25 protein-coding genes are annotated in these 20,773 nt (G+C 63.1%); 11 read left to right on the plus strand and 14 right to left on the minus strand.

Annotated elements, in window-relative coordinates:
- Positions 1 to 34: 34 nt before the first annotated feature.
- The 3 genes from OHD58_RS08090 to OHD58_RS08100 form a co-directional block, all read right to left on the minus strand.
- On the minus strand, positions 35 to 1,036 hold the full coding sequence (locus OHD58_RS08090) for an LLM class flavin-dependent oxidoreductase (RefSeq protein WP_263802592.1): 1,002 nt from the start codon (positions 1,034 to 1,036) through the stop codon (positions 35 to 37).
- Positions 1,033 to 1,866 carry an arylamine N-acetyltransferase family protein gene (locus OHD58_RS08095; protein WP_263802593.1) on the minus strand — a complete coding sequence of 278 codons (834 nt, stop codon included), beginning with the start codon at positions 1,864 to 1,866 and terminating at the stop codon, positions 1,033 to 1,035. Before OHD58_RS08095 ends, OHD58_RS08090 begins: the two co-directional genes overlap by 4 nt.
- Before the next feature lie 93 nt (positions 1,867 to 1,959).
- The gene (locus OHD58_RS08100) at positions 1,960 to 3,012 is read right to left on the minus strand and encodes an LLM class flavin-dependent oxidoreductase (protein WP_263802594.1); all 1,053 of its coding nucleotides are present in this window, start codon (positions 3,010 to 3,012) and stop codon (positions 1,960 to 1,962) included.
- 228 nt (positions 3,013 to 3,240) lie between these two features.
- On the opposite strand from OHD58_RS08100, the gene OHD58_RS08105 reads away from it, so the two are divergent.
- A complete protein-coding gene (locus OHD58_RS08105) occupies positions 3,241 to 3,669 on the plus strand; it encodes a DUF6481 family protein (protein ID WP_263802595.1) in 429 nt (142 codons plus the stop codon).
- Positions 3,670 to 3,744: 75 nt separating this feature from the next.
- On the opposite strand, the gene sugE is transcribed toward OHD58_RS08105, so the two are convergent.
- On the minus strand, positions 3,745 to 4,059 hold the full coding sequence (sugE, locus tag OHD58_RS08110) for a quaternary ammonium compound efflux SMR transporter SugE (RefSeq protein ID WP_263802596.1): 315 nt from the start codon (positions 4,057 to 4,059) through the stop codon (positions 3,745 to 3,747).
- Positions 4,060 to 4,514: 455 nt separating this feature from the next.
- Here sugE and OHD58_RS08115 point away from each other — a divergent pair, with 455 nt between their 5' ends.
- Entirely contained in the window at positions 4,515 to 5,480 is a 966-nt protein-coding gene (locus OHD58_RS08115) for a cation diffusion facilitator family transporter (RefSeq protein WP_263802597.1), read from the plus strand.
- 9 nt (positions 5,481 to 5,489) lie between these two features.
- Here the strand turns inward: OHD58_RS08115 and OHD58_RS08120 are convergent, their stop codons facing one another.
- A complete protein-coding gene (locus tag OHD58_RS08120; protein WP_263802598.1) occupies positions 5,490 to 6,755 on the minus strand; it encodes a DNA recombination protein RmuC in 1,266 nt (421 codons plus the stop codon).
- A gap of 102 nt (positions 6,756 to 6,857) precedes the next feature.
- On the opposite strand from OHD58_RS08120, the gene def reads away from it, so the two are divergent.
- Genes def through truA form a run of 4 tightly spaced genes read left to right on the plus strand, consistent with a single transcriptional unit; the run spans position 6,858 to position 9,608 of the window.
- Positions 6,858 to 7,388 (plus strand): peptide deformylase, encoded by a 531-nt coding sequence (gene def, locus OHD58_RS08125; protein WP_263802599.1) that lies wholly within the window; start codon positions 6,858 to 6,860, stop codon positions 7,386 to 7,388.
- A 6-nt stretch (positions 7,389 to 7,394) separates the two neighbouring features.
- Positions 7,395 to 8,330 (plus strand): methionyl-tRNA formyltransferase, encoded by a 936-nt coding sequence (fmt, locus tag OHD58_RS08130; RefSeq protein ID WP_263802600.1) that lies wholly within the window; start codon positions 7,395 to 7,397, stop codon positions 8,328 to 8,330.
- On the plus strand, positions 8,327 to 8,836 hold the full coding sequence (locus tag OHD58_RS08135) for a GNAT family N-acetyltransferase (protein WP_263802601.1): 510 nt from the start codon (positions 8,327 to 8,329) through the stop codon (positions 8,834 to 8,836). Before fmt ends, OHD58_RS08135 begins: the two co-directional genes overlap by 4 nt.
- 19 nt (positions 8,837 to 8,855) lie before the next feature.
- Complete coding sequence (truA, locus tag OHD58_RS08140) at positions 8,856 to 9,608, plus strand: tRNA pseudouridine(38-40) synthase TruA (protein ID WP_263802602.1); 753 nt, start codon at positions 8,856 to 8,858, stop codon at positions 9,606 to 9,608.
- Between the two features lie 8 nt (positions 9,609 to 9,616).
- Here truA and OHD58_RS08145 read toward each other — a convergent pair whose 3' ends face one another.
- On the minus strand, positions 9,617 to 10,156 hold the full coding sequence (locus OHD58_RS08145; protein WP_263802603.1) for an Lrp/AsnC family transcriptional regulator: 540 nt from the start codon (positions 10,154 to 10,156) through the stop codon (positions 9,617 to 9,619).
- Between the two features lie 48 nt (positions 10,157 to 10,204).
- Here OHD58_RS08145 and OHD58_RS08150 point away from each other — a divergent pair, with 48 nt between their 5' ends.
- Positions 10,205 to 11,374: an MFS transporter gene (locus tag OHD58_RS08150; RefSeq protein ID WP_263802605.1), complete on the plus strand. Its 1,170-nt coding sequence runs from the start codon at positions 10,205 to 10,207 to the stop codon at positions 11,372 to 11,374.
- On the opposite strand, the gene OHD58_RS08155 is transcribed toward OHD58_RS08150, so the two are convergent.
- The 6 genes from OHD58_RS08155 to dapD all read right to left on the minus strand — a co-directional run bounded on the left by OHD58_RS08155 (position 11,371) and on the right by dapD (position 15,688).
- Complete coding sequence (locus OHD58_RS08155) at positions 11,371 to 11,961, minus strand: transporter (RefSeq protein WP_263802606.1); 591 nt, start codon at positions 11,959 to 11,961, stop codon at positions 11,371 to 11,373. The two genes, OHD58_RS08150 and OHD58_RS08155, sit on opposite strands and share 4 nt — an antisense overlap.
- Positions 11,962 to 11,969: 8 nt before the next feature.
- Positions 11,970 to 13,157 carry a succinyl-diaminopimelate desuccinylase gene (gene dapE, locus OHD58_RS08160; protein WP_263802607.1) on the minus strand — a complete coding sequence of 396 codons (1,188 nt, stop codon included), beginning with the start codon at positions 13,155 to 13,157 and terminating at the stop codon, positions 11,970 to 11,972.
- A gap of 127 nt (positions 13,158 to 13,284) precedes the next feature.
- Positions 13,285 to 14,007 (minus strand): hypothetical protein, encoded by a 723-nt coding sequence (locus OHD58_RS08165; protein ID WP_263802755.1) that lies wholly within the window; start codon positions 14,005 to 14,007, stop codon positions 13,285 to 13,287.
- A 33-nt stretch (positions 14,008 to 14,040) separates the two neighbouring features.
- The gene (locus OHD58_RS08170; protein WP_263802608.1) at positions 14,041 to 14,418 is read right to left on the minus strand and encodes a DUF805 domain-containing protein; all 378 of its coding nucleotides are present in this window, start codon (positions 14,416 to 14,418) and stop codon (positions 14,041 to 14,043) included.
- Positions 14,411 to 14,761 carry a DUF805 domain-containing protein gene (locus tag OHD58_RS08175; RefSeq protein WP_263802609.1) on the minus strand — a complete coding sequence of 117 codons (351 nt, stop codon included), beginning with the start codon at positions 14,759 to 14,761 and terminating at the stop codon, positions 14,411 to 14,413. Before OHD58_RS08175 ends, OHD58_RS08170 begins: the two co-directional genes overlap by 8 nt.
- A gap of 72 nt (positions 14,762 to 14,833) precedes the next feature.
- Positions 14,834 to 15,688, minus strand: coding sequence for a 2,3,4,5-tetrahydropyridine-2,6-dicarboxylate N-succinyltransferase (gene dapD / locus OHD58_RS08180; RefSeq protein WP_263802610.1), 855 nt, complete (start codon positions 15,686 to 15,688; stop codon positions 14,834 to 14,836).
- A gap of 148 nt (positions 15,689 to 15,836) precedes the next feature.
- Between dapD and OHD58_RS08185 the strand changes: the two genes are divergently transcribed.
- The 3 genes from OHD58_RS08185 (at position 15,837) to OHD58_RS08195 (ending at position 18,204) form a co-directional block, all read left to right on the plus strand.
- Positions 15,837 to 16,676, plus strand: a complete 840-nt coding sequence (locus tag OHD58_RS08185) for an LOG family protein (RefSeq protein WP_263802611.1) — start codon at positions 15,837 to 15,839, stop codon at positions 16,674 to 16,676.
- 94 nt (positions 16,677 to 16,770) lie between these two features.
- Entirely contained in the window at positions 16,771 to 17,184 is a 414-nt protein-coding gene (locus tag OHD58_RS08190; RefSeq protein WP_263802612.1) for a hypothetical protein, read from the plus strand.
- A gap of 60 nt (positions 17,185 to 17,244) precedes the next feature.
- Positions 17,245 to 18,204 (plus strand): DUF1775 domain-containing protein, encoded by a 960-nt coding sequence (locus tag OHD58_RS08195; protein ID WP_263802613.1) that lies wholly within the window; start codon positions 17,245 to 17,247, stop codon positions 18,202 to 18,204.
- A gap of 35 nt (positions 18,205 to 18,239) precedes the next feature.
- Here OHD58_RS08195 and OHD58_RS08200 read toward each other — a convergent pair whose 3' ends face one another.
- Entirely contained in the window at positions 18,240 to 19,145 is a 906-nt protein-coding gene (locus OHD58_RS08200; protein WP_263802614.1) for a DUF817 domain-containing protein, read from the minus strand.
- Positions 19,142 to 19,852 (minus strand): pyrimidine 5'-nucleotidase, encoded by a 711-nt coding sequence (locus OHD58_RS08205; RefSeq protein ID WP_263802615.1) that lies wholly within the window; start codon positions 19,850 to 19,852, stop codon positions 19,142 to 19,144. Before OHD58_RS08205 ends, OHD58_RS08200 begins: the two co-directional genes overlap by 4 nt.
- A 162-nt stretch (positions 19,853 to 20,014) precedes the next feature.
- Here OHD58_RS08205 and OHD58_RS08210 point away from each other — a divergent pair, with 162 nt between their 5' ends.
- On the plus strand, positions 20,015 to 20,755 hold the full coding sequence (locus OHD58_RS08210) for a GGDEF domain-containing protein (RefSeq protein ID WP_263802616.1): 741 nt from the start codon (positions 20,015 to 20,017) through the stop codon (positions 20,753 to 20,755).
- Positions 20,756 to 20,773 lie beyond the last annotated feature (18 nt).

The following is a 20,773-nucleotide window of genomic DNA, read 5'->3' on the forward strand; positions in this document are numbered from 1 at the left end:
TCTCCCACAAGGGGAGAAGGGAAGAGGCGGCGCCTCAAGCCGCCTTGGCCAACTCCCGATGCACATCGGCGAGAATTTCGAACGAGCGAACCCGGGCCGCGTGGTCGTGTATCTGCGCGGTGACCATCAGCTCGTCGGCGCCGGTGCGGCGGATGAAGGCGTCGAGGCCGCTGCGCACGGTTTCCGGCGAGCCGATGATGGCGCAGGAGAGAGCGTACTCGAGCATGACCTTGGCGGCGGTATCAATCTGCGTGTCATAACCTTCCACCGGCGGCGGCAGCTTGCCGGGGCGCCCGGTGCGCAGGTTGACGAAGGCCTGTTGCAGCGACGTGAACAGCAGCTTCGCCTCGGCGTCCGTCGCGGCGGCGAAGACGTTGAGGCCGAGCATCAGGTAAGGCTTGTCGAGATGTTCAGACGGCTGGAAACGCGAGCGGTAGATGTCGATCGCGTGCTCCAGTTCGGCCGGCGCGAAATGCGAGGCGAAGGCATAGGGCAGGCCGAGAATGGCGGCGAGCTGGGCGCCGTAGGTCGACGAGCCGAGTATCCAGACCGGCACGTTCTGGCCCTCGCCAGGAACGGCGCGCAGCCGCTGGCCGGGTTCGGCCGGGCGGAAATAGTCGATCAGTTCGACGACATCCTGCGGGAAGCTGTCGACGCCGGCGTCCATGTTGCGGCGAAGAGCGCGCGCCGTGCCCATGTCCGTACCGGGTGCGCGGCCGAGGCCGAGGTCGATGCGGCCGGGATGGAGGGCGTTGAGCGTACCGAACTGCTCGGCGATCACCAACGGCGCATGATTGGGCAGCATGATGCCGCCGGCGCCGACGCGGATGGTCGAGGTGCCGCCAGCGACATGCCCGATGACAACGGAGGTGGCCGCACTTGCGATGCCGGGCATATTGTGGTGTTCGGCGAGCCAGTAGCGCTTGTAGCCGAGACGCTCGGCATGACGGGCGAGGTCGAGCGTGTTCTTCAGTGATTGGCTGACATCGCTGCCTTCGCCGACCGGTGACAGATCGAGAACGGAAAGGGGGATCATATCCTGGTCTCCAAGATGTTGGCGGCCTGAACCTTCGCTTCGAAGGCGGCGCGGTCGGGAATTTCGATGTCGAACAGGGTTTCCAGCGTTTCGGCGAGTTCCGCGGCAGTTTCGATCTCGCGCTGTTCGGAGCGGCTGCCGGTGTGATGGACTGAAAGCCGGTTGTTGCGCAGCGCATAGCGCTTGCCGGGGACCGCGCGGGCGGCGGCGACAGACGATCGGAAATGCGAGTCCGGGCTGCTCGACAGGAAATAGTTGGCCGCGATATAGTCGACTTCGTATTGCCGTTGCAGGTCGAAGCGATAGAGCGTGCGCCATTCGCCGCCGGCGCTGGCCTGGATCCGGAAATGATCGCCGGTCTCCGCGATGCGGAACGGCTCGTGCGGGGTTTCCTGCTCGAGATCTGGCACCAGGAGCAGCGGGCCTGTCTGCGTCAGCGCACCGAAGCCGGCGTCGGCGAGATAGGTTCTGCCGTCGAGTTCGATGCGCAGCAGCATGTGGCCGCGCGGCGTGATCGCGTCATCCGGCTGCCCCCACAACACACGCGCGGCGAGGCCGGTTACCGAAAACCCCAGCGCCTCCAGTGCGCGCATGAACAAAAGATTGTGCTCGAAGCAGTAGCCGCCGCGCCGGCTATCGACCAGTTTCGCCTGGAGCGAAGCAATGTCGAGCTTTACCGGCAGCCCGAGAAACGGGTTTAGATTTTCGAACGGGATAGCCTGCGGATGCAGCAGATGAAGCGCTTGCAACACCTCCAGCGATGCTTCGCGCGGACCGTCGTAGCCGATGCGGGCGCAATAGACGTCGAGGTCGAAGGAAGCGTCAGTCATGCGTGGATTATCCGAAGGGTGACCCGTCCGATATAGGGACGGGTCACCGCCTCCGCAACGAAGCGGTACAATGCACTCCAGCCTGACGAAGACTTATTGCGCGGCGACGGCTGGCATACCTGCCGTCGCCTTGCGGACGATCGGCGCAACCTTGGTGCCATAGAGTTCGATCGCCTTCATGACCTTGTCGTGCGGCATGATGCCGATCGCCATCTGCAGCAGGAAGCGATCGTTCTTGAAGATCTTGTGCTGTGCCACGATCTTCTCGGCCACCGTCTCCGGGTCGCCGACGAACAGCGCGCCGGCGGGCGACCGCGCCTGGTCGAAATGTGCGCGGTTGGTCGGACCCCAGCCACGTTCGCGGCCGATGCGGTTCATCACCTCGGCCTGCGGTCCGTAGAAATCGTCGGCCGCCTTGTCGGTGGTTTCGGCGACGAAGCCGTGCACGTTGATGCTGGTCGCCAGCTTTTGCGGATCCTGCCCGGCGCGTCTGGCGGCTTCGCGGTAGAGATCGAACAACGGCGCGAAACGTGCCGGCTCGCCGCCGATGATGGCAAGTGCCAAGGGCAGGCCGAGGGCGCCTGCGCGCGCAACGGACTGCGGCGTGCCGCCGACGGCGATCCAGATCGGCAGGGTGCCGTTATGGGGGCGGGGATAGACGCCACGGTCGTTGATTGGCGCACGATGCGTGCCCGACCAGGTGACACGTTCGCTTTCGTTGAGGCCGAGAAGCAGGTCCAGCTTCTCGGCGAAAAGCTCGTCGTAGTCTTCCAGATTGTAGCCGAACAACGGGAACGATTCGATGAACGAGCCGCGACCAGCCATGATCTCGGCGCGGCCGCCGGACAGGAGGTCCAGCGTCGCGAACTGCTGGAAGACACGCACCGGGTCGTCGGAGGAAAGCACGGTGACGGCGCTGGTGAGCTTGATGCGCTTGGTGCGTTCAGCCGCCGCGGCGAGAGCCACGACAGGCGCCGAGGCGGAATAGTCCGGGCGGTGATGCTCGCCGAGGCCGAACACGTCGAGGCCGACCTGGTCGGCGAGTTCGATCTCCTCGATCAGGTTGCGCAAGCGCTGATGCGGGCCGATCGCGCCCGGGCCGGGCACCGGACTGACATCGGCGAAGGTGTAGAGGCCGAGTTCCATGGGATCATCCTGAAATGGTTGTTGCCACTACAGGTAGCGACGGTGGGGTCAAGCCGCCAGAGGCAAGCGAGTGAACAGTGTATTTCGACTTATGGCCTGTTGCGCTGCCACCTGCGTTTCCTTACGGCAACACGGTCGGAAATCATGGCAGCTGTGCTGATTTGGCGCTTGAACTCTCGATTTCCACGCGTATGTAAGCGTCGCGACATGACTCCAGGGAAGTGAGATTTGGCTATCTACCGAGAAAAAGACATTTTCGAACGCCGTGGTGCGGCGAACGAAGCGAAGCGGGCAATGCTCGAAAAATTCAAGGCCAAGCCGGCAGCCGACGATCCGGCGGTACTGGCAAGGCAGGCCGAGCGCAAGGCGATCCTCGAGGCACGCGCCATCCGCGAGGCCGAGAGGGAAAAGCAGAAGCAGGAACGACTGGCTCGCGAGGCAAAGGAACGCGCCGAGCGTGAGGCGGCTGCCGAGGCAGCACGCCTTGCCGCCGAAGAGGCCGCCCAGGCCGAGGCCAAGCAGCGCGAAGCCGAGGAAAACGAGCGCATCGCGCGCCTGCTGGCCGACGAGGCCGAACGCAAGGCCAAGCGCGACGCGCGTTACGCGGCACGCAAGTCGCGTGTCGGCCGCGTCCCTCCGGGTTTCGGCGGCAAGTAAAGTTGTCCGGCATCGCCGGGCATTCCTTATGCAGGATGAAACACCGCGACCCGTTCGGCCGCGGTGTTTGCTGCGTCACGCGACCAGTTTCAATCCGACGATACCGGAAACGATGAGCGCGATGCAGGCGAGGCGCGCCGCGGTCGCCGGCTCGCCGAGCAGCCAGATGCCGAGCAGGGCGGTGCCCACCGTACCGATGCCGGTCCATATCGCGTAGGCGGTGCCGACAGGAAGTGTCTTCAGCGCCAAGCCGAGCAGGCCGAGGCTCACGATCATGCTGGCGACGGTGAGCAATGTGGGCATGAGGCGGGTGAAGCCGACCGTGTATTTGAGACCGATGGCCCAGCCGATTTCGAAGATGCCTGCGAAGAACAGATAAATCCAAGCCATGATCAGGACTCGCTTTCTTGGCGGGTCGTCCCGGCCGGGGCTATGGCAAACGCAAGGCCGTCCTTGCGCGTCTGATATATAGGCTTTGTCTCCGGCCGTTCAACAAAAGTCCGGTCGCGGGTCTCGCGACCGGACGAGACTGTTTTCCGTTTGGATGCCCGGCTCTACTTCGCCTTCTTGGCAGCCGCTGCAGGAGCCGCTTTCGCCGCTGCCGGCTTCTTGGCGTCCTTCTTCGGCTTCTTGGCTTCCTTGTTCGGTCTCATCGCACCTTTTGCCATGATTCGTCCTCCGATTGGCGACGCGAATCATGCCGAATATATTCGCCGGTTCAAGAGGCTTTACCGGCCATCCCCCAAAAGGGGAGAAATGACGGCGGCGAACCGCAGCCTGGCCGTCGGCAAGTTGCTGGACTACCAGTGGCGGAAGATTAAGTTCCGGAGAGCTCGGAGACGCCAGTGGCCGCACATTCAGGTTCCAAAAAGGTCATCTATGCTGCAGTGGCGGGCAACCTGCTGATCGCGGCGACGAAGTTCGCCGCGGCCTTCTTCACGGGCAGCTCCGCCATGCTGTCCGAAGGCGTTCACTCGCTCGTCGACACCGGCAACGGGCTGCTGCTGCTCTACGGTCTGCGCCGCGCGGCACGCCCCGCCGACCGGACGCATCCGCTCGGCCACGGTCGCGAACTGTACTTCTGGAGCTTCATCGTCGCGCTGCTGGTGTTCGCGCTCGGCGCCGGCGTTTCTTTCTACGAGGGCGTTCTTCATATCCTGGAACCTGAGCCGGTCACCAATCCGATGGTGAACTATGTCGTGCTCGGGCTTTCCATGCTTTTCGAGGGCGGTTCCTGGTGGGTGGCGCTGAAGGAATTCCGCAAGTCCAAGGGCGGGCTCGGCTATTTCGCGGCGGTGCGCCGGAGCAAGGATCCAAGCGTCTACACGGTGCTGTTCGAAGACAGCGCCGCATTGCTTGGTCTCTTCATCGCCTTTGCAGGCATTCTCGCAGCCGACCTGCTGGCAATGCCGGAATTCGACGGCATCGCATCGATCGGCATCAGCCTGATCCTCGCTTCGACGGCCATCTTCCTGGCACGAGAGAGCAAGGGCCTGCTGATGGGCGAGCCGGCCCTGCCGGAGGTTGAGGCCGCGGTGCTGGCGATCGTGCAAGGCGATCCGGATGTGCAGCGGGCGAACGGCATCCTGACCGTCCATATGGGTCCCGAAGAAATCGTCGCGGCGCTGAGCATAGAATTCGAGGATAGGCTTACCGCGCCGGAAATCGAAACCTGCGTCGAGCGGCTGGAGGCCGGGATACGCGCGGCCAGGCCGGAAATCTCCGCGCTGTTCATCAAGCCGCAGACGACCGGGACATGGCAAAAGCGCAAGATGAAGGTCGTGGCGCCGCCGTCCGGAGCCGACGTCTGATCGCGCCGGTCAGGCGTCGCCTTCTTCCACCACGCGCAAGCGCAGTTGGCCTGTCTTGGAATCGGCGATGCGGACGGCATCCGGCTTTGCGTTGTTTCGCCCCGCCGTGTCGCCCTCGGCCTCCGCCGGCGCGGCGCCGAACTCGAGCGCTTCAATCTTCTGGCCGCGCTTTGTGACCTTGGACGACGAGACGAGGATGTCGTCGATGTCGCGTGTCGCCTGGCCGAAATGGTTCTGCAGTTTCCGTACCCGTTCATCGAGGCGGGTGACATCTTCCATCAGGCGGATGACTTCGCCCTGGATCAGGTGCGCCTGTTCGCGCATGCGGGCGTCCTTCAGGATCGACTGGATGACCTGGATCGACAGCATCAACAGCGATGGCGAGACGATGACGATGCGGGCGCGGTGGGCGCGCTGGACCAGCGCCTCGAAATTCTCGTGGATCTCGGCGAACACCGATTCCGACGGCACGAACATGAAGGCGGTGTCCTGCGTCTCGCCGGAGATGAGGTACTTGTCGGCGATGTCGCGAATGTGAACTTCGATATCGCGCCGGAAGGATTGCGCGGCGAACTTCTGCGCAGCCTCGCCTTCCGCCGCGCGGATAGCATTCCACGCTTCCAAGGGAAACTTGGCGTCAACCACCAGCGAAGGCGTGTCGTTCGGCATCCGGACCAGGCAATCGGGTCGGCTGCCGTTCGACAACGTCGCCTGGAATTCGTAGGCGCCGTGCGGCAGCCCGTCGGCGACGATCGCCTCCATGCGCGACTGGCCGAAGGCGCCGCGCGTCTGCTTGTTGGAGAGGATCGCCTGCAATTGCACCACCTGGCCGGCGAGCGACTGGATGTTGGTCTGCGCTGTGTCGATGACGGCCAGCCGCTCCTGCAGCTTGGCCAGGCTCTCGTGGGTCGAGCGGGTCTGCTCGGTCATCGTCTGGCCGAGCCGTCCAGTCATCGCGTCGAGGCGCTGACCGATCGACTGCGTCAGTTCCGCCTGCCGCGCGCCGAAGACGTCGGCGACCGCGCCGAGCCTGCCCTGCATTTCCGCCTGCGACTGCAGGATGCCCGCCATGCGCGCTTCGGTGTCGCGGGCGTGATCGGCTGCCTCCGCCGCCGCGACCGCGCGCGCCTTGGCCGAGCGCCAGAGCGACACGACCAGCGCGATGAGAAGCGCGACAAAAAGCACCGCGATAAAGCTCAGCACCTGGCCGAGTGTTATCGTGGTGGCGCCGAGGCGGGCGACGGGTTCGGCGAGGATCGTGAAAAGATCGTTCATCGCGCGAGCATAGCCGATTCGGCCTGCCGTGACAGATCAAAACGAGAACAGTGAACATCCGTTCCGGTTGACGCTTTTGCCGAGAAACCTTAGGTGAGCGTGATGTCGATCAAGCCGCTCATCATTCTTCCCGATCCGATCCTGCGCCAGGTTTCCAAGCCGGTGGAGCGGGTCGATGCGCAATTGCGAAAATTCGCCGGCGACATGCTGGATACGATGTACGACGCGCCCGGCATCGGGCTGGCCGCGATCCAGGTCGGCGAACCCTTGCGTATGCTGGTGATCGATCTCGCCAAGGAGGGCGAGGAGCCGGCACCTCAGGTATTCATCAACCCGGAAGTCCTCGCAAGCTCGGACGAGCGTTCGGTCTACGAGGAAGGCTGCCTGTCGATCCCCGACTATTATGCCGAAGTCGAGCGCCCGGCGTCGGTGCGGGTGAAATATCTCGACCGCGATGGCAAACAGCAGGAAGTAGCGGCGGAAGGTCTGCTAGCGACCTGCCTGCAGCACGAGATCGACCACCTCAACGGCGTGCTGTTCATCGACCATATCTCGAAGCTGAAACGCGACATGGTGATGAAGAAGTTCAAGAAGCTCGCCAAGGACAAGCCGCCCACGCGCATGGTGGGATAAGGGAAAATGCCCCTGCGCGTCATCTTCATGGGAACGCCGGACTTTTCGGTGCCGATGCTGCGCGCCGTTGCCGACGCGGGTCACGAGATCGTTGCCGTCTACACGCAGCCGCCACGGCCGGCAGGACGGCGCGGGCTTGAGCTGACGCCGTCGCCGGTGCAGCGCGAGGCCGAAAGGCTGGGCGTGGAGGTGCGGACGCCGATCTCGCTGAAGGGTGAGGCAGAACAGGCGGCGTTCCGCGAGTTGAATGCCGACGTCGCGGTGGTGGTGGCTTACGGACTGCTGCTGCCAAAAGCCATTCTCGAAGGCACGCGGCTTGGCTGTTACAACGGCCATGCCTCGCTGCTGCCGCGCTGGCGTGGTGCCGCACCCATCCAGCGGGCGATCATGGCGGGCGATACCGAGACCGGCATGATGATCATGAAGATGGAGAAAGGCCTCGATACCGGGCCGGTGGCACTGACCAGCCGCGTCGCCATCGGACCGGACATGACGGCCGGCGAGTTGCACGACGCGCTGATGGAGACGGGTGCGCCCTTGATGGTCGAGGCGTTGAAAGCGCTGGAGGGAGGCGAGGTGACGCTGGCACCACAAAAGGCCGATGGCCTTACCTACGCCAAAAAGATCGACAAAGCGGAGACGCGGATCGACTGGAGCCTTCCATCAAAGGATGTGCATAACCATATCCGCGGGCTGTCGCCCTTTCCCGGCGCGTGGTCTGAAATGGAAGCCGGCGGCAAAATGGAACGGTTGAAGCTGCTGCGTTCCGCGCTGGCCGATGGGAACGGGAATCCCGGGAGGATACTCGACGACCGGCTGACAATCGCCTGTGGAGACGGTGCGGTCAGGCTGGTCGAAGTTCAACGGGCAGGCGGAAAGCCTGCGGGCGCGGAAGAATTCCTGCGCGGTACGAAACTGGAAAAAGGAATGAAACTGTCATGAGCATGATGTCGATAAGGGCGGCAACGCCCAGGGATCGCGCTGCGATCCGCCTCGTCGAAGAGCATGCGTTCGGGCAAAAGTCGGAAGCCGGGCTGGTCGATGCGCTGATCACAGATGGCGACGCGGTCGTCGAACTGGTGGCCGAAGAAGAAGGCCAGGTCGTCGGCCACATCCTGTTCTCGCGGCTCTACGTGGCTGAGGGTCGCAAGAAGTTCGCAGCGGTCGCGCTGGCGCCGCTGGCGGTCGAGCCGTCGTTTCACGGCACGGGCATTGGCGGCGCGCTGATCCGCGAGGCACATCTCAAGCTGAAGGATGCCGGCGAGACACTGTCGGTCGTGCTTGGTGATCCCGCCTATTATGGCCGCTTCGGCTACACGCATCAGCGTGCGGGAAAATTCCAGAGCGACTATCAGGGCGAAGCGCTGCAAGCGCTGGCCTGGGGCGAGGCACCTGAGACCGGCCGGCTCGACTACGCCCCGGCCTTCGGTTCCGCGCTCGCAGCCTGATCGGCACACTGGCTCCGGAATGCCGCGCTATCGTCTCGACATCGAATATGACGGCAGCGCCTATGCCGGCTGGCAGTGGCAGGCCGACCAGCCCTCCGTGCAGGCGGCGATCGAGCGGGCATTCCTGAGCTTTTGCGGCGAGCAGGTGTCGCTGCGTGGTGCCGGCCGCACCGATGCCGGCGTGCATGCGACGGGCCAGGTCGCGCATGTCGACCTCGCAAAGGAGTGGCCGGCGCAGAAGGTGCGCGATGCCGTCAACGCGCATTTGCAGGTTGCGAAGGAGACTGTGGCGATCACCGCCGTTTCGCTCGCGGCCGACGATTTCGATGCGCGGTTTTCAGCAACCGGACGTCATTATCTCTATCGCATCGTCAACCGCCGCGCGCCGCTCACGTTGGAGCAGAAGAAGGCCTGGTGGGTGCCGAAGCGGCTCGACCACGCAGCCATGCATGACGCCGCGCAATTGCTGATCGGCAAGCACGATTTCACTACGTTCCGTTCGACGCAATGCCAGGCAGTTTCTCCGGTGAGGACGCTCGACCGGCTCGACGTGACACGCTCCGGCGATGCGATCGAGGTGCGGGCGTCGGCGCGCTCCTTCCTGCACAACCAGGTCCGCTCGATGGTCGGCTCGCTGAAGCGGGTAGGTGAAGGCGGCTGGACGGCCGCGGACCTGGAAAAGGCGCTGGCGGCGCGCGACCGCGCGGCCTGCGGCCAGGTAGCGCCGCCCGACGGGCTCTACCTGGTCAAGGTCGACTACCCGGAAGCCTGAGAAGCAAATCAATAGATCGGCTGCGCCATGTGACGCGGCGCCGGCCATTCCTTCGTGCTTCCGGGTTGTACCGTGCGCTCGAGATAGGTCGACAGCACGACATAGCTGCGGGTCGTCACCACGCCCGGCGTTTCGTAAAGACGCGACAGCAGACCCTCGAGTGCGCGGGTGTCTTCGGTGCGTACCTTGAGCAGCATGCAGGTGTCGCCGGCGACCGAATGGATCTCCTCGACTTCCGGACATTCCGAGATCGCCATCAGTTCGGGCGTCTTGCCCCAGCCCCGCGTATCGACGTGGACGAAGGCGAGCAGCGGCTTGTGGATCGCCTTCGGATCGATGATCGCGGCGGTGCGACGGATGGCGCCGGAGCGGCGCAGACGCTTAACACGTTCATGCGCGGCGGGTGCGGAAAGTCCGGCCCGCTCGCCGAGCTCGGCATAGCTGACGGTCGCGTCCTCGACCAGAACGCCTAACAATCTTCGGTCGGCGGCGTCGAGTTCCCGGCTCGGAAGCCTGCTCTGCCGAATGCTATCTGTTTCTTGATCCATAGTCGGATTCCTTCTTGTCGCCGAATGTCATTCTGCCATCATGCAGATATGGCGAAGATAGATCAACCATTCGACAACTATGCCGCGGAACAGGGCGGCATCCCCCGCGCTGCCTATGTGCTGACCGGCTGTATCGGCGTCATCGGCTCGAACTCACTGGTGCTCGGGCCGATCGCGCCGGAAGTGGCGCAATCGCTTGGCGCGGGAGTCCCAGCCGTGATGATGGCGTCGGCAGCCTTCGGCCTCGGCACGGCGGCAAGCGCGCTGTTTCTTGCCCGCCATGTCGACCGCCTCGGCGCGCGCCGTGTCTTGCGGCTCGTCATGGCATTGCTGGCTGCCGCGATGCTGCTCAGCGCCGCGGCTCCGGTTGTGTCGGCACTGATTGCCGCACAGCTCGTCGCCGGCATCGCCTCGGGCGTCGCCTTGCCGGCGATTTATGCCAGCGCTGCCGCCATCGCGCCGCCCGGCCGCGAAAGCCGCACCATCGGCGTGGTGCTGACTGGTTGGACCTTGAGCATGATCGCCGGCGTATCGCTGTCGGCGGTGCTCGCCGACTTCATCCATTGGCGCGCCGTTTATGTCGCCGTCGCGCTGCTGTCGGTTGTCGCGATTGCCGGGTTGTCACTGCTGCCGCATGGAAGGGAGCAGGCCGCCGGAGCGGCGCCGTCCCCCTTCGCGGCATTGGCGATAACCGGGGTGAAGCCGCTGCTGCTGGCGTGCGGCGCCTTCATGGCGGCGTTCTACGGTGTCTACGGATATCTTGGCGCCCATCTCCACAACGACCTGGGCGAGCCGGTCAGCGCCAACGGGCTGGTCGCCCTCGTCTACGGCCTGGGTTTTGGCGGTGCGGCTTTTCTGGACGGCTTCGCCGACCGGGTGGGGGCGCGTCGCCTGATGCCGATCGCCTTTATGGCCGTGGCGGCCGTCTATCTTCTCTTCGCGCTGACCGGCGACAGTTTCGCGGCGGTTCTGGTGATGGTTTTCCTGTGGGGCTTGTTCAACCATTTCGGCCTCAACCTGCTGATCATGCGGCTGACGGCAATCGATCCGTCGCAGCGCGGCACGATCATGGGCCTGAACAGCGCCGTCACCTATTTGGCGGTGTTCGTCGGGACCAGTTCCTTTGGCCCGCTTTATGCCAACCATGGCTTTGCCGCGGTTGCTTTCGTAGCCATGGCGCTGACCCTGGTTGCAGCGCTGGCGGGTGCTTTTCGCTAACCGGCGAGGCCAAACATCGCCTGCAGCCCGAACAGCACGGCGAGCGATACGGCAAACATGCCGGCGAACACGGCGGAGGCGATCGCCGGTCCCCGGCCCAATGCCATGTTGGTGAGCCGCCACGACAGCACCAGTGAAAGCACGAAGAGCACCAGTGAAATGACCGATGCCGTGTCGCTTGCGGACGGGAAAAACAGCCGCAGCAATGCCGGCGGCAGCATCGACCAGACGATCAGCGCCGAACCCCAGTTGGTGGCCACCACATAATGGACGAAGCGGCCGCCGATGCCGGCAGGTTTTGCCACCAGAGCAAGTGCGGCGAGCGGCAGCACCCATGCGCCGATGTCGACCAGGCCGAGCCGCAGGAAGATCGAAAAGCGCCCGCCGGCGATGTCCGGGTCCTGGCTGAGTTCGTTGGCGACCGCGACCCAGCCCACGACAAGGGCCGGCAGCGAGACGACGATCGCGAAGAACGAGTTCCAGAAGCCGTCGGCGGAGATGTCGAGCAGCCGGATGCCGTCGGGCTTGCCCATCATTAGGCGCCAGGCGCCGGTCAGATATTGCTGGATATCTTCGGCGGGCGGCATCTGGTTGCTCAGCCGAACCAGTCTTCGAGAAAGCGCTCGTAGATCTGCGTCAGGGTTTCGAGGTCGGCGAGTGCTACCCGTTCGTCGACCATATGCATGGTCTGCCCGACCAGACCGAATTCCACCACCGGGCAATAATCCTTGATGAAGCGCGCGTCGGAAGTGCCGCCGGAGGTGGAGAGCGCCGGCGTCCTGCCGATGACTGCCTCGACCGAGCCGGTAAGCGTCTCGATCAGCCGGTCGTCACGTGTCAGGAAGACATGGCTCGGCCGGTCGCGCCAGACGATCTCATAGTCGATCGGTTGCTTGCGGCCGGGCCTCAACTTGCGGCGGCCGGCGGCGCGGTCGAGACGATTGTGAATTTCGGCCTGGACGGTCTCGGCGGTCCACGTGTCGTTGAAGCGGATGTTGAACGCTGCGGTTGCCTTCGCCGCAATGACGTTGGTTGCCGGGTTGCCGATGTCGATCGACGTCACCTCGAGATTGGTCGGTTGGAAATCCCCGGTGCCCTTGTCGAAGGCCGGCGACAGCAGCGCCTCGACCAGCGTGACGATGCCGCGCGCCGGATTGTCGGCCAGATGCGGATAGGCCACATGGCCCTGGCGGCCATTGACGGTGACAATGCCCGAGATAGAGCCGCGCCGGCCGATCTTGATCATGTCGCCGAGCTTTTCGGGATTTGTCGGTTCGCCGACGATCGAGGCGTCCCATTTCTCGCCCTTACCGGCAGCCCATTCGAGCAGTTTCACCGTGCCGTTGATCGCCGGTCCCTCCTCGTCGCCGGTGATGAGGAAAGAAACCGAGCCCTTCAGCTTGCCGTGCTTTTCGATGTGGCGGGCCACGGCCGCGACAAAGCAGGCTATGCCGCCCTTCATGTCGACGGCGCCGCGCCCGTACATTTCGCCGTTGGCGATCTCCGCCGCAAAGGGCGGATGCGTCCAGGAGGCTGCATCGCCGACCGGTACCACGTCGGTGTGCCCGGCGAACATCAGGTGCGGGCCGTTGCCCGACAGGCGCGCATAGAGGTTCTCGATATCCGGCGTGCCGTCTTCGGAGAAGACAGGGCGTTCGACCGCGAAGCCCGCCGGCTTCAACATGTCCTCGAGAGCCGAAAGGGCACCGCCTTCGGCGGGCGTGACCGACGGGCAGCGGATCAGGGTGGCCAGATTGGCGGCAGGATCGGTGGGCAGACTCATGGAGCGGAGAATTATCGGAAAGCGAAAGGACTGTCACCGGGATGCGGCGTTCGGAGAGAAGCACTTTTGGTAAATGAGCGACAGGCTTAACAGTCCGTTCGCACTGGGCCAGGTGAGGTCGGGATCGTCATCCCGTCTTCGGGTTGGACCTGAGCCGCCCCGACGTCTCGATCATGGTGATTTTCTGCCAGATCTTCCGCGACAGGTTCGAGCCGAGTTCCTCGACGCTGTTGACGGCGTCGACGACGACATCGTCGTTGACCGATTGGGCAAAGAGCGCGGCAAGCTTGCCAGTTATCGACAGCATCTCCGAACAATAATCGAGATAGCGGGCGAGATCGGCGCTGTTGGTGATGCGCTGCGGCGAATTCCTGGTCGGCTTGAAGTTAGTGGACAGAGCCGCCGGATCCTTGGTCAGCTGATGCATGTCGATGACATGGATGAGCGAGCGCAGGCTATGCAGTTCCTCGAAGACCCGCTTGCGCTTGATCCGTTCTTCGGCGCGCACCAGGGCCAGGAAGCCAAGCCCGGCAAGCAGGAATGTGTTGAGCGACGCCTCGATGCCCTGCACGAAATCAAACGCGCCGGTCGAGATGCGATCGAAGGAAAGCAGGGTGCCGACAAACAAGAAGACCGCTCCGCCGCCGGCGATCACGATGCCGATGAGGATGCGGAGCCACCAGATCGGCGTTTCCAGCGCCTTGGCCGATTTCGCCATGTCGTGCGCGAGGCTGACCAGCTCGGTAGCGACCTTGCGCAGTCCTGAATCCGGAAAACGCTCCGACACCCGCTGCTGCAGCAGTTCGGCCGTGGCCAGGATGAGCTCCGGGTTCAGCGCCCGGTAATGCATCATCCTTTCATCACGCGCCGTGCTCGTCATGGTCTAATCAGACGAAGGGGCGTTGGTCCTGGCGCCGTACTGATTGGCGCCCCTGTCGCCGGGAAGGAAGCACAGGACCAGAAACGCGACCATCGAAACGACCGGTATGAACAAGGAGAGGGCGAGGATGCCTGGCTTGCCGAAATCGTGCAGGCGCTTCACGGCGAGCGCCACGTTGCACCACAACGACGCGAAGAAGACCAGGCCGAAGATGACCGCCCACATCTGACCCTGCGGACTGTCCTCCGGCACCAGCATGAAGCGGTAGAGCGGCAGCGCCTGCGCAATTGCCAGAAGCAGCCCGGCAAGAAAATAGGCCGCGCGGCTGACGCGGCCAGAAAGACTGAAGAAAAGCCATGTTAATTGTGAACTGTCAGGCAAGAGGATCCGGTCCGTATTGATTGGCACCCCTGGTGCCTTCGAGAATGCCGAGTTCGACGAGCAGCCAGACAGCCCCGATCAGCGGTATCAATGCAATCAGGCTCCACCAGCCCGACTTGTCGCGGTCGTGCCAGCGTTTTGCGTAGAGTGCAAGCGCCGGATAGATCGATGCGAGCATGACGATGACCCCGACGATGCCCAATCCGCTCTCACCCGTGGTTCCGAGCAAGGCGTCGATGATCTGAGCGACGATACCGATCGCGAAAAGAACGCCGACGCCGGCCCAGAACTTGGCACGATTGATACGACCGTCGAAACTCGTGAAGAGATATTTCCAGTCCATGTCACCCCTCCGTTGAAATATTGCGCGGTTCCCGCCGCGCGTGTGGGAAGGTGCGACCGATTCACCCAAAGATCAATCTCTGAGGAGTTCATTGATCGAGGTTTTCGACCGGGTTTTTTCATCGACACGTTTTACGATCACCGCACAATACAGGCTCGGACTTGGTTCGTTGTTTGGATTAAGCTTTCCGGGCAGCGAACCGGCGACCACCACCGAATGCGGCGGAACCTCGCCGTAGAAAACCTCGCCGGTGGCGCGGTCGACGATCTTGGTCGACTGGCCGATGAAGACGCCCATGCCAAGTACCGAACCTTCGCGGACGATGCAGCCTTCGACGACTTCCGAGCGCGCGCCGATGAAACAATTGTCCTCGATGATGGTCGGTCCGGCCTGCATCGGCTCCAGCACGCCGCCGATGCCGACACCGCCGGAAAGATGCACGTTCTTGCCAATCTGAGCGCAGGAGCCGACCGAAGCCCAGGTGTCGACCATGGTGCCGCTATCGACATAGGCTCCGACATTGACGAAGGACGGCATCAACACGGCGCCCGGCGCGACATAGGCCGAGCGCCGCACGATCGATGAAGGCACGGCGCGAAAGCCGGCTTTTTCGAACTCGTTGGCGCTCCAGCCGTCGAATTTCGACGGCACTTTGTCCCACCAGACAGCGTCGCCGGGGCCGCCCTTGATGATTTCCATCGGATTGAGCCGGAAGGACAGAAGGACGGCCTTCTTCAGCCACTGGTTCACCTGCCATTTGCCATCCGGCTGGCGTTCGGCGACACGTGCCTGACCGCGGTCGAGAAGATCGAGCGCAGCCTCTATGGCTTCGCGCACTTCGCCGCGGGTCGACGTGGAAATGCTATCGCGCTCGTCGAATGCCTTCTCGACCGTCTTTTCAAGGCTGGTCAGATCGGTCTTCGGCATGGCAAGAGGCTCCGCTACACGTGCTGTTAAGGCCGAGGGCCTTAGGCTGTTGGAAAATCGCGCGGACCCTATGTCAAGGCTTGGTGGGGGTCAATCGCGCCATGCGTCACGGGACGCCGCATGAGACAAGATCGGACGGGACCTGAATATGAATCCCATGGAGAAGGCGGGTTGGTCCCCGCTGCCGCATTCGGACGAGGATCTGGAAAGGGCGAAAAACGCGCCGGATACGCCGCAGACGCGCGCGCCGACCTATCGGCTTGCCTGGACCGACGACGAGTTCATGACCCGGCGCGAACTGCGCGCGGTGCGCCTGCAACTCGAACTTCTGAAACCGGAGATGATTCTTGCCGAGCGGGGCATCCGCTCGACGGTGGTGATGTTCGGCGGCGCGCGCATACCAGAGCCGGGCGGTGAAGCCTGGGCCGCGAAGGACGAAACACAAAAGAAGAACCTCGAGAAAAACAGCAAATATTACGAGGAAGCACGCAAGTTCGCGCGGCTCTGCTCGCAGCAGTCGGCGGCATCCTATTACCGCGAATATGTCGTGGTGACCGGCGGCGGGCCGGGTGTCATGGAGGCCGGAAACCGAGGTGCCGACGACGTCGGAGCCCCGTCGATCGGCCTCAACATCGTCCTGCCGCACGAACAGGCGCCGAACGCCTATGTGACGCCGGAGCTGTGCTTCAATTTCCACTATTTCGCGATCCGCAAGATGCATTTCGTCATGCGCGCCAAGGCGGTCGCGGTGTTTCCCGGCGGCTTCGGCACCATGGACGAGTTCTTCGAGACGCTGACGCTGATCCAGACCGGCCGCATGGAACGGGTGCCTATCATTCTTTTCGGCAAGGCGTTCTGGGAACGCGCAATAGATCTCGATTTCCTGGCCGAGCAGGGCACCATATCGCCAGGCGACCAGGACATCATCGACTATGCCGAAACCGCCGACGAAGCGTGGGGCATCATCAGCCGTTTCTACGACATATGAGCCCAGCCCACGCCAGGGCCTGATGGCCGGCGGTCGCCGATGCCGCAGGCCACGAAGCTGGAAAGAGCGCGCCGTTTGGGCTAACGCTTTACCCATGGGACATCGGCAGAAAGCAAAAGGATGGTTTGCGGCGCTGCGGCGTGACCGCGTGCTGTTCGCGTTCGTCTGTGCATTTGTCCTGCTCTCCCATGCTTTCCAGCCCTTGGCTGCCGCACACGCCGCAAGCACCGCGAACGGCTGGGTGATCTGCACCACGCTTGGCATGGAGACGGTTTCGCCGGACGGCAAGAACCTGCCGGCACCCGGAACCGCCGATCATTGCCCGCAATGCATCGGCGCCTGCGGCGGAATTGCCGTCAAGCAAAAGCTGCCGTCGGCGATCGAGTTCGCGTTTCCGGCGCCGGTCGCCTTTCGCCACACGATCGCTTCGGTCTTCAGTGACGACATACCCCCCGGTCGGCTGAACGAGCCGCCGCCGGCAATACGCGCGCCGCCCTTCATCGCCTGAACCGGACCGGTCCTGCCACGCGGGGCCTGAATTCTGTTTCGGACGCTGAAAGGAAAAACCATGCGCCGACTTTTTCTGCAATTTGCCGCGGCCTCTGTGCTGACGGCTGCTTCGATCGTCACGGCCTTTGCCCACGCTTCGCTTGAGACGGGCGAAACCGCCGCTGGTTCCTACAAGGCCGTACTCAAGATTCCGCACGGCTGCGACGGCAAGGCCACCAATCTGGTGCGGGTGGAAATTCCGGAAGGCTATATCGGCGTGAAGCCGATGCCCAAGGCAGGCTGGACGCTGGAAACCAAGAAGGGCGACTATGCCAAGAAATACGATCTTCACGGCGAGGAGGTGGCCTCTGGCGTGACCTTGGTCACCTGGAGCGGCGGTTCCCTGCCGGACGAATTCTACGACGAATTCGCGCTGAGCGGCACGCTCGCCGGAGTGGAAGCGGGCCAGACGCTGTTCTTCAAGACGCTTCAGCAATGCGATGGTGCCGAGGTCGCCTGGACCGAGGAACCTGCCGAGGGACAGAACCCGCATTCGCTGGAGCATCCGGCGCCGTCGCTCACCATCCTGGCTGCCGAGAGTGGCGGTCACGAAGGTCACGGGGCCGCGCCGCAAGCGGTGACGGCCGGCGACCTGGCCATCACCAGCGGGTGGGCGCGCGCCATGCTTCCGGGACAACCGACCGGCGGCGGCTACCTGACCGTCACCAACAACGGCCAGACCGCCGACAAGCTCGTTTCGGCGGCGTCTGCGAACGCCGGCAAGGTCGAGGTTCACACGATGGAGGTCGTCAACGACGTCATGGTGATGCGGCCGGTCGAGGGTGGCCTCGACATTCCCGCCGGGGCGACGGTGGAACTGAAGCCCGGCGGCCTGCACCTGATGTTCATGGCGGTGAAGGAGCCTTTCAAGGAAGGCGGTTCGGTGCCGGTGACGCTCGAGTTCGAGAAGGCCGGCAAGGTCGACGTCATGTTGCCGGTGCAGGCCAAACCAGGCGGCGAGGACCATTCGCAGCATTGACACGGCCGTATTGACGGCCGGTCCTGTGTCGGCCGTCAATTTATCTCGCGCGCCTGAGAGCTAAGGCGTTCGGTGCCGGCTGGGTCCTCGCCCTCTGCCAGGGGCCTTGGCCGGTGCACCAACGTTACCAGCACGAAGGAAATGATCATCAGGAGATACCATGCGCCGAGTTTCTGGATCGATACCGGCGTCCAGCTTTCGTCCTGGCTGGGATAAATCCAGGCGCGCGACCACGTGCCGATGTTCTCGGCGAACCAGATGAACAACGCGATCAGCAGGAAACCGAGCAGCAACGGCATTTTGTGGCGGAAGCGGAAGACGCGGTAGTGTACCGTGGTGCGCAGATAGATGAATGCCGTTGCCACGAACAAGCCGTAGCGGATATCGATGACGAAATGATGAGCGAAGAAATTGACATAGACGGCGACGCACAGAAGGATCGTCACCCATAGAGGCGGATAGTTCGAGTAGCGCATGTCGAAGATGCGGCTAATCCGGGCAAGATAGGAGCCTACGGCCGCATACATGAAGCCGGAGAAAAGTGGCACGCCGCCGATGTGAAAGAGGCTCTCCTCCGGGTATATCCACGAGCCGGCCGAAGTTTTGAACAATTCCATCGCCGTGCCGACGACGTGGAAGATCAGTATGACCTTGGCCTCCGACAATGTTTCAAGCCGGAACGCCAGCATGGCGATTTGGATCGCCAAAATCGCCAGGAACAGAAAATCATAGCGCGCTAAAGCGATGCCGTCGGGCCACAGTAGTCTGGTCGCTATCATCAAGGCCAGGATGACGCCGCCGAACAGGCAGGCCCAGGCTTGCTTCAGCCCGAACACGAGGAATTCGATAAGCCCGCCATACAGACCGCCAGCGGGTAGGCGATCGAGCACGCCATGCGCGGCTGCGTCGATGCGAGCTTCGAGAGAGGTAAATCGTCTCAAACGGTAGGAGCCTTGACGATGCTCGTCAGGAAAGTCGCCAGATCGTCTGTGACGAAATCGACATCGTCGTCGAATTTCGGGTCGCGTTCCCAGATTTCCGAGAATGTCGGCTCGAAATTGCGTGGCACGATGAGCACGGTCGTCATGCCCAGCGCCTTGGGGACGCTGAGATTGCGCGCCAGGTCTTCGAACATCACCGCGTTCGGCCCGGTGATGGCATGAAGCTCGGCGAATTTCTCATAGGTCTGGCGCGCCGGTTTCGGCGTCAGGCCGGCCGCGACAATATCGAAGATGTCGTCGAAATCATCGAGGATGCCAAGCTGCCGCGCTGTGCGTTCGGCATGGCCACGGTCGCCATTGGTGAAGATGAACTTGCGGCCGGGCAATTGGCGGATCGCCACGCCGAGAACCGGATCGGGCACCAGCCACGAATAATCGATATCGTGGACCTTCTCGAGAAAATCGTCCGGATCGATCTGATGGCGCTCCATCAGTCCATTCAGCGTGGTGCCGTACTCCAGATAGAGTTCCTTCTGCAGCTTGCGCGCCTCTTCGCGCGGCAATTGCAACAGCTCCGACACATATGACGTCATCTTCACATCGATCTGCGAGAACAGGTTCGAGTGATGCGGATAAAGCGTATTGTCGAGATCGAATACCCAGTCGGTGACGTGGGCGAAGCGGTCCGGATTTGCGTGCTCGGTCATGGGCGTCTTATCGCATGGAACGGCGCTATGTGAACGGCCTTCCTTGCTGTTGTTCGTCGAGGCAGCTGTGGAAAACCGGAAGAAGATTCAAATTTTAACGGCCGCCGAAAGGAGACGTTCAAGGCTCTCGGCCATGTTCCGCGCGGGGCATGGGAGTAGCAGATGATTCGTGTAATTCTAAAGTCTACCTTGGTCGCCCTCTTTGCAATTTTCGCATATTCTTCGGTCGCCGCGTCGATCGCCCCGACGCTTGGTGGGATGGTGGACGGCAATGCCTGGCTGATCCTTGCGATCGTCTTGCCGTGCAGCGCTTATACTTTCTTGCAGAAAGAGAAGCTGGCCAAAGCGCTGGGCGAACTGGAAACCACGCACGCCGAGCTTGCCACCACCCACAGGAAACTGGCGGAAAAGGCGCGCCGCGACGACATGACCGGCATGCTCAACCGCGAAAGTTTCTTCGCCGTGCTCGATGGCACGCGCCAGCATGCGAGTCGTGGCGCCTTGCTCATCATCGATGCCGACCATTTCAAGAGTATCAACGACAGTTACGGTCACCTGACCGGCGACAAGGCCCTTTTGGAAATCGCCGCCGCGATCCGTCGTGGTGTCCGCGCCGGCGACATACTGGGCCGCATCGGTGGCGAGGAATTCGCGGCGCTTCTGAGCGGCGCGACCGACGAAGAAGCGCTGCAGGTCGCCGAGCGGATCAGGAAGGAAGTGGAGCAGATACGCTTCCGGCCGGACGAACGGACGGTGCCTTTGACCGTAAGCATCGGCGGGATCGACTGCGAAGCCGGCGCCACTGTTTCCGACCTGATGCGGGTCGCGGACCGGCGGCTCTACGAGGCCAAGCGGCGCGGCCGCAACCGGGCGGTGCTCGAACCCTTTCAGGCCGCGGCCTGAGCGCTATTCCCGGCGGAT

The organism is Mesorhizobium sp. ZC-5 (genome assembly GCF_025753855.1).
Lineage (GTDB): Bacteria > Pseudomonadota > Alphaproteobacteria > Rhizobiales > Rhizobiaceae > Neomesorhizobium.